Origin of the sequence: Limnobaculum zhutongyuii (assembly GCF_004295645.1) — a bacterium.
GTDB classification, from domain to species: Bacteria; Pseudomonadota; Gammaproteobacteria; order Enterobacterales; family Enterobacteriaceae; genus Limnobaculum; species Limnobaculum zhutongyuii.
Genome location: NZ_CP034752.1, coordinates 20,993 through 28,374, shown reverse-complemented (window position 1 = coordinate 28,374; position 7,382 = coordinate 20,993). Strand labels below are relative to the sequence as shown.

At 45.3% G+C, this 7,382-nt stretch carries 4 protein-coding genes; all 4 read right to left on the bottom strand.

Features of this window, described 5'->3' with window-relative positions; genetic code table 11:
• Nucleotides 1-911: 911 nt before the first annotated feature.
• Complete coding sequence (locus EKN56_RS00050; protein WP_130589940.1) at nt 912-1,187, bottom strand: IS1 family transposase; 276 nt, start codon at nt 1,185-1,187, stop codon at nt 912-914.
• Nucleotides 1,188-1,308: 121 nt separating this feature from the next.
• Nucleotides 1,309-3,717 (bottom strand): TolC family protein, encoded by a 2,409-nt coding sequence (locus tag EKN56_RS00045; protein WP_130589939.1) that lies wholly within the window; start codon nt 3,715-3,717, stop codon nt 1,309-1,311.
• Nucleotides 3,718-3,725: 8 nt separating this feature from the next.
• Entirely contained in the window at nt 3,726-4,982 is a 1,257-nt protein-coding gene (locus tag EKN56_RS00040; protein WP_130589938.1) for an HlyD family type I secretion periplasmic adaptor subunit, read from the bottom strand.
• Between the two features lie 96 nt (nt 4,983-5,078).
• A complete protein-coding gene (locus EKN56_RS00035; protein ID WP_130589937.1) occupies nt 5,079-7,244 on the bottom strand; it encodes a type I secretion system permease/ATPase in 2,166 nt (721 codons plus the stop codon).
• Nucleotides 7,245-7,382 lie beyond the last annotated feature (138 nt).

Sequence of the window (7,382 nt, the reverse complement as noted above, 5' to 3'; positions counted from 1 at the left end):
TTCTTTAGATTATTAGTTCAAAAAACAACCTTTAATTAAATGAGAATTGATATGTAACTCAATGATAATTTAATGAAATTTTTTAAAAAAATACCATGATTTAAAAACAACACAAAACAAAAAAAATAAATATCCTTTATAATCAATTGATTATACGAATTAAAAGCAATGTCAAATTCTTAATAAAATGGTGGATTTGTAACTTACATATAAAAAAACAACCCAATTGAAATCATAAAAAAATGTGTAACAAAAAATAATAACATCCGTTACATTAACCTTAACAATAACCATAAACCGAAAAAACAATAAAAATCCCGTTTTTTGAGCAGTGCATTGTTATTTAAGACCCCACATTTGAACTAAAAAATAAAAAATAACCTTATTCTTCAATAAGAAAAGCGAATGTAAAACAACCAGTTTAATAGTGAAAATACGGTATAAATAGTAACGTAAGTGAACAATAATCCAAGATTTACCTTTATCAAAAACAACACGATTGATAACTAACCGATAACGGGTTTACTTTGCACATAGTGATTAACAGGGGGGAGTGACAGAAAATAATTCAAAAAAAAGCGACTACTTGAATAACACAAAAATAAATAAACCATACAAATCAATTGAATATAGATTTATTTGATACGAACAAAAATTTCTTAATGTGTTGTTATAAAGTATTAAATTCAATTTGAATTGCTTCATTAATTGGCCAAGAGCTAAGCCATCAAGCAACAGCCTTTCAATCTGACCAACAAAATTATAATTACATCTGGCGGTTCATTTCTGCGTTATTGGTACAGCATTTTATACTATTTTAAACCGTTGAGTTTTTGAATAAACGGGTGGGAAACTGAGCCTGTGCTTAAGTCAGCGATATCAGGCTCTGATACAAAGGCGATGTAAACGTTTTATGACTGAGAGATTAATCTCTTGATATGCAACTCCACAGTCTCTAAATCCACCTGAAGTTCTGCACTAATCTGTTTAGGCGTGAGATTATCGGCCATCAATCGCTCAATTTGACCAATAATATGTTGTTCACGTCCTTTATAAATATAACCCGTTTGAAACGTTCTTTTGCATAACGTACAGAGATAACGCTGGTGACCTGACTGAGTAATACCATGCCTTTTTATGCCATTGCTGCGATCGCAGTGGTGGCAAATAGGTACATCATTTTTCACTACAAACCCTCCATGATCCTCATCACGATATCCATTAAATTTACAATCGTGATGGCTCTTACACAGGAGGGCTATTAACAATACTTGCTAATAGCCCTCCAACTCTCTGTTCAACATATGATCAATAAACCGGCATACCTAACCAGTTCAGTAACATTGCTGATTCCGACATAATGCTGATATTCGCCGTATAACCGTCGTACTGATTGTTTATTGCCGAAATTTGGTTGTTAAAGTGGTCGTTTTCAGCTGTCAGAACATCCAGCAATGAACGTTTACCCAGGTAATACCACTGCTCGTAGAACATGGTTCTTACCCGATCGGTATCTGCCGATAAATTACGATACTCTTCTGCCCGTTCGAATGAGGAATCCCGGGTCTGGATCATGCTGCGGATACGGTATTTCAACTCCAGCACCGTGGTTTCAAACTGCATTTGGGTCGCCTGAGCACGCTGAGTGGCCGCGGCCTGAGATGCCGATGCGGAACCTCCGGTAAACAGATCCCACTCAACGTTAACGCCCGTATACCAGGCCTGCTCATCGCCGTTTATATCTTTAGCACTGCTCTTTGAGACTACCCAGTTGATATTCGGATAAGAAGAGGACTTGATGGCATCCGCCTTGTGCAAACTGGCCTGTACTTCAGCCTTCGCCTTCAGAATTTGCGGATGATGATCCAGCGCAGTCAGAATAGTTTGTGTGGACAGATCTGAGCCTTCCCATTTCAGGTTTTCCGGCACTTGTACTTCATGGCCAACCAGTCGGGTCATTTTGATCTGAGTTTCACGCCATTTGCTTTCCAGCTGCTGAACGTTAGTCTGAGCCTGCAACAGTTTGGAACGTGCCTGAACCAGCTCGCTTCCCCGGCCTTTATCCGTTTCCGTAATTTGTGACAGCATTTTCACCAGATCGGCCATTCGGGTCTGATACAGCTTGGCAACTTTGATATCTTTCTGATATTTATCCAATTCCAGCAAACCGGAAATGGTCTGGAAAGCTATCTGGTTGCGCGTCAGTTTTTCTAATTCCAGCGATGCTTTGGAAGTTTCTTCAGCACTCTGAATACCACTGCTGGTTTTACCAAAGTCATAAACCGTGGTGGTCATCGAAACCGAACCACTGGTGTCACTGACATCCGTTGAATTATTGACGCTTTTACCCCCACCAAAACTGGATATCGGTGAGTTAGCACCCACTTTTACCTGAGGCCAGCGCTTTCCTTTAATTTCATCAATGTCATAGCGAGATGCCGTTGATACCGCCTCGGCATTACGAATTTCAGGACTGAACACCAGAGCCTGGCGTACCGTGTTCTTGATAAAATCAACGGAAGCTTTATTACCACCGGTAGTAGAAAGTTTAGGCGCTGACTTATATAAATCTGCACTGCTGGTGGTATCAACCGGTGCCAGAGAGGTATCCGTCACCGTCCAGTTCAGAATATCCTTCTCAACCGCTTGATCTGCCTTAGATGGCCTCGCCGAAGTATCCACAACCTCATTTTGAACCGCCTTACTCTTGCCAGATACCGGTTGGATCGCTGGTCGGGTATCGGTCAGTGTCGTTGCTGACTCCGTAGTTGTCGTTTGAGCTGCAATTGGCGTTGATTCCGTCATTGGCTCGGTAGAGTCTAATGCGATATCGGTAAAACTGAGCTGTTCCGTGTCATGGCCTTTGTTGATGACTTTTGACGATGGAGGAGCAGTGACTGGCTGACCGGATGCTACCGGCGTAATCTTCTGATTGATATTTGAAGGAGTCATATCAACCGAATTTGGCGTATTAGATACTGGCACCATCGCCACAACCGGAGCTGGGTTTTGTGAACTCCGTTTTGGCTCAGGCTCGTTAGAAAATACTGCACTCTCCGCCTTTTCAGCTATCTTCTCTGCATTTTCCACAGAGACAAACTCCATCGATGAAGAATCGTGCGATGAAGTTCCTGCTGAATCAGACTTAGCTGGAGTATTAGTTACCTGCCATTGCTTACCATCACGGCCAACCGTTGCTATCGGCGCGGTCAGTACCGCATTTTGTACTGTACTGACTGGCCGGGGTTCCACAACCGGTGTATTCACATTTTTAGCTACCGGCTCCACTGGAGGCTGTGCCGTATCAATGTCCATCAGCTCCAGTACCTGATTATCATGACTGGCAGCCGTCGTTGCACGTGAAGGTTGGCTAACGGGTTCTGGTTGAATAGTTGATTTAACCTTTGGTGGATCTGCCACCCAGCCTTTACCATCCCGACCAATGGTTGCAACAGCCACTGGTGGCTGAACGGAACGAGCCGGTGTAGCAGATACCGGCGTTGGCATAATTATCACTGGTTCTGACGAACCAGCCTGATCCACAGCAATTGATGGTTCTACTGGCTTCTTCATTGCCGGTGGCGGCGGATTAACCACCCCCGCCCGGCGGCCCGGCTGCAGTGACTGCATCAGGCTGTCATCTACCCGTGCTGATGTCGCAGTGGTTAAAGACACTGATAGCGACAACGTTAGCAAGGCAAGTTGTTTGATTTTCATATTTTTTCTTACCGCTCCCGGAACGCTTCTCTGGCTTTCAAGACTGGTTTCAGGATGTAATCCAGTATGGTTTTCTCTCCTGTTCTGATTTCTACCGTGGCTATCATGCCCGGCATAATCGGGAAGACCTTATCCTTAGCCGTCAATGCTGCCTTATCGGTACGTACCAGCACTCGGTAATAGGTGCTATCGCCACGGCCCTGACGCATTTTATCTTCATCTTTCAGGGTATCCGGGCTGATATGCTCCAGCGTGCCGCTAAGCCCACCATAAATAGAATAGTCATAAGCGGTGATTTTTACCGTTGCGCGAAGGCCCGGGTGTAAGAACGCCACATCGGAAGGTTTAATCTTGGCCTCCACCAACAGCTGGTCTTCCAGCGGGATAATCGCCATGATTTCCGCTCCCTGCTGAATAACCCCACCCACCGTGGTAACTCTGATGTTATTTACCGTACCCCGTACAGGTGCAACGATGGTGGTACGGTTCATCACATCTTCCCGCGCCGCTACGTTTTCAATGGTCTGGGCCAGTTCACTTTCAAACTTAGTAAGATCGGCGTTAGCTTCAGAACGGAACCGGTTCTGCCGCTCTGCAATTTGCAGGCTGAATTCATTGGCCTGACGGCGCATCCTTAACAGTTCCACTTCGGACATGAGCCCTTTTTTCATCAGTGGCTCAGACAGATTAATTTCACTTTGTGCCAGTTGCAGACTGGTTCTTAGCGTCTTAACACTCTCGTCCAGCGTTTGTTTACGGGCGTTATAAGCCTGAGTTTCATCTTTTACTACCGATGGTACTGCTCTCACATCAGCCGGGAATTCCAATGGAGTACCGTAGGCTTCTGCACGCAATCGGGCAATCGAAGCTTTCAGACCAATCACTTTAGAAACCCCTTCACGGTACACTGCACCTACCCGCGTTGGGTCAATTTTCAGCAGCACCTGGCCTTTCTCTACGATGTCTCCTTCATGCACATTCAGCTCTTCCAGGATCCCGCCTTCAAGACTCTGAATAACCTGTTCACGGCTGGCGGGAATAATTCGTCCTTCCCCCAGAGTCACTTCTTCTACCCGGGCAAATTTCGCCCAGACAATGGCAACTACCAGTACGGCAGCAATTAAATAGAGCATGATCATACTGAACGGCGTTTTCTGTTCGATCAACGCTTCCTGTAGATCGCGCATATAAGGCAAATCACCTGATTGCACTTTGCCTGTCGGTGAAGGTAACCCTCCACTCACTTTTGGTTTTTTGTCTGTCATGGAACCTGATTCCCCACACCATTATTGCTATCTGTCACTTTCGGCTCCGTTAATTTCTATATAACTTTATGCCTGAGATAATCTGAAAACTGTCTGTTATTGTGCTTTACCGTTGGCCTTCAAAGCCGCGATGACTTCTTCTTTCGGTCCGTCAGCCACTACTTTGCCCTCATCCAGCACAATCAGACGATCGACCAGCTCCAACAGAGAGAAACGATGTGTAACCAATATTAGCGTTTGATCGCTAATAGCAGCCTTTAACTGCTGAATAAATTGCAACTCAGTCATGGCATCCATGGAACTGGTCGGTTCATCCATCAGCAAAATTTTCGGCTTTAACAACAGGCAGCGGGCCAGTGAGACCAGCTGTTTTTGACCACCAGAGATACCCTGCCCCATCTCACCGATGGGCATTTCAAAACCTAATGGATGACGCATTGCCACTTTATCCAATCCGGTCATGCGGGCTACCGCCAGGATCTCTTCAGTGGTTGCCGATGGGTTACCGATAGTCACGTTTTCACGCAGCGTACCGAAAAACAGGCGACTGTCTTGCCCCACATAACCAACAGAAGTACGCCAGTCCGCAGGATCTACCTGAGTAGCATCCACGTTATCAATCATCAGTTGCCCGTTACTTGGTTGGAATAATCGCGCCATGACTTTCAATAACGTTGACTTACCGCTACCGATACTGCCTAGAATGGCAACTCGCTCACCCTGACGAATGGCGAAGTTGATTTTTTGTAGCACTACCGGTGCCGCCATCATCATGTTGCTGCTTGGGTAGCTAAAGTTGACGTTTCTTAAACGTAAATTGCCGGTGAAACTTGGTGCTGACAGGTAGTTAATTTTTTCATCCCGCTCTCTTGGCATTTTCATCAATTGGTTCAGAGAACCCAGTGCTGCCTTAGCCTGCTGGAAACGGATCGCCAAACCAACAACAGAACCCAGCGGTGACAATGTCCGCCCTGACAGGATCACCGCACCGATCATTGAGCCCATGGTTAACTCACCGGCATGAATCAGATAAACACCCCATACCACTAGTACTACCGTTGTCAGTTGCTGAACAAAAGACACGAAAGTGGTCATAAAGCTCGATAGCGCTTTTGATTTCATAGAAGAAGCCGCAGCCAACGCGCTGAAATCCTCCCAGCGTTTTTGCATCACCCCTTCACCACGGGCTGCTTTCAGGGATTCCATTCCGTCGATGGTTTCAATCAGTAATCCCTGTTTGAGAGAGATTTCTCTCATATTTTCTTTCATGTTTTTTGACAGCGGCCATTGAATATAGATGCTGACAATCAAAATGACAGGGATTGCACCCAGGGTAACCAATGCCAGAGGACCTGCCACCAGATAGATAATAAACAGAAACAGAAGACAAAACGGCAGATCGGACAACGTCGATAACGTCGCTGAAGTGACGAAATCCCGTACCGATTCAAACTCGCGCAACTGGTTGGCAAAAGAGCCTGATGACTGCGGTTTATTCTCCATACGAATGGACATTACCTGCCGAAATAGCATGGTCCCCAAAAGTAAATCGGCCTTTTTACCTGCAATATCAATTAAGTGAGCCCTCACTAACCTTGAAATAAACTCAAAGGTAATCGCAATACCAACACCCACCGCCAGAGACCATAAGGTCACATAAGCCTGAGTGGGTACCACTCGGTCATACACGTTCATGGTGAAGAAGGTGGAGGCCAGAGTCAGAACGTTAGCTAACAGCGCGGCAAGGGCTGCGCTGGCGAAATAGTGACGGTAACGCCATAAGGTAGAAAACAGCCAGTGGCCTTCTTTATTAGTCTCTGGTAGACAGTCATTACTGCGCTCATCCAGTTTCGGTTTGGGGTTACACAACAATGAGAACCCTGAATAAACCTCCTGCAATGCGCTGGCAGGAAGCGTGACTTCACCACCACCACTCTCCGGTAGAACCAACCTGTAAGAGGTATTCGCCCCCTTGCCTATCCGCTCGGTAACAATACAGTGGGTACCATCTTTACGTGTAATTGCTACCGGGAACAGATAAGAGAATAACTGATTTAAGTCTCTTTCAACCCAGCCAACTCCCATACCTATCTGATCCAGCATCCGTAATGCTAATTGGGGAGTGAGTTTCCTTTCTCTTGGCAATCCCGCATACAAAACTGCTGCACTGGCTGGCTTATTGTAATAAGACGCAAGCCATTGAACAGACCATAGCAAACTGTCCTGTTGAGCATCAGTTTTAGGATTAAAATCCTGACTCATAGTTATTCCTGTGTTAATAATTGCATGTTGCATTAAATATAACGTATGGCAATTTTCTTGCTGCATAACTGTTGATACCGTCAGCAGGCTTTCTGTAAACCCACTGGAGGTATCATTAACCGGCCCGTTATCCAGGCC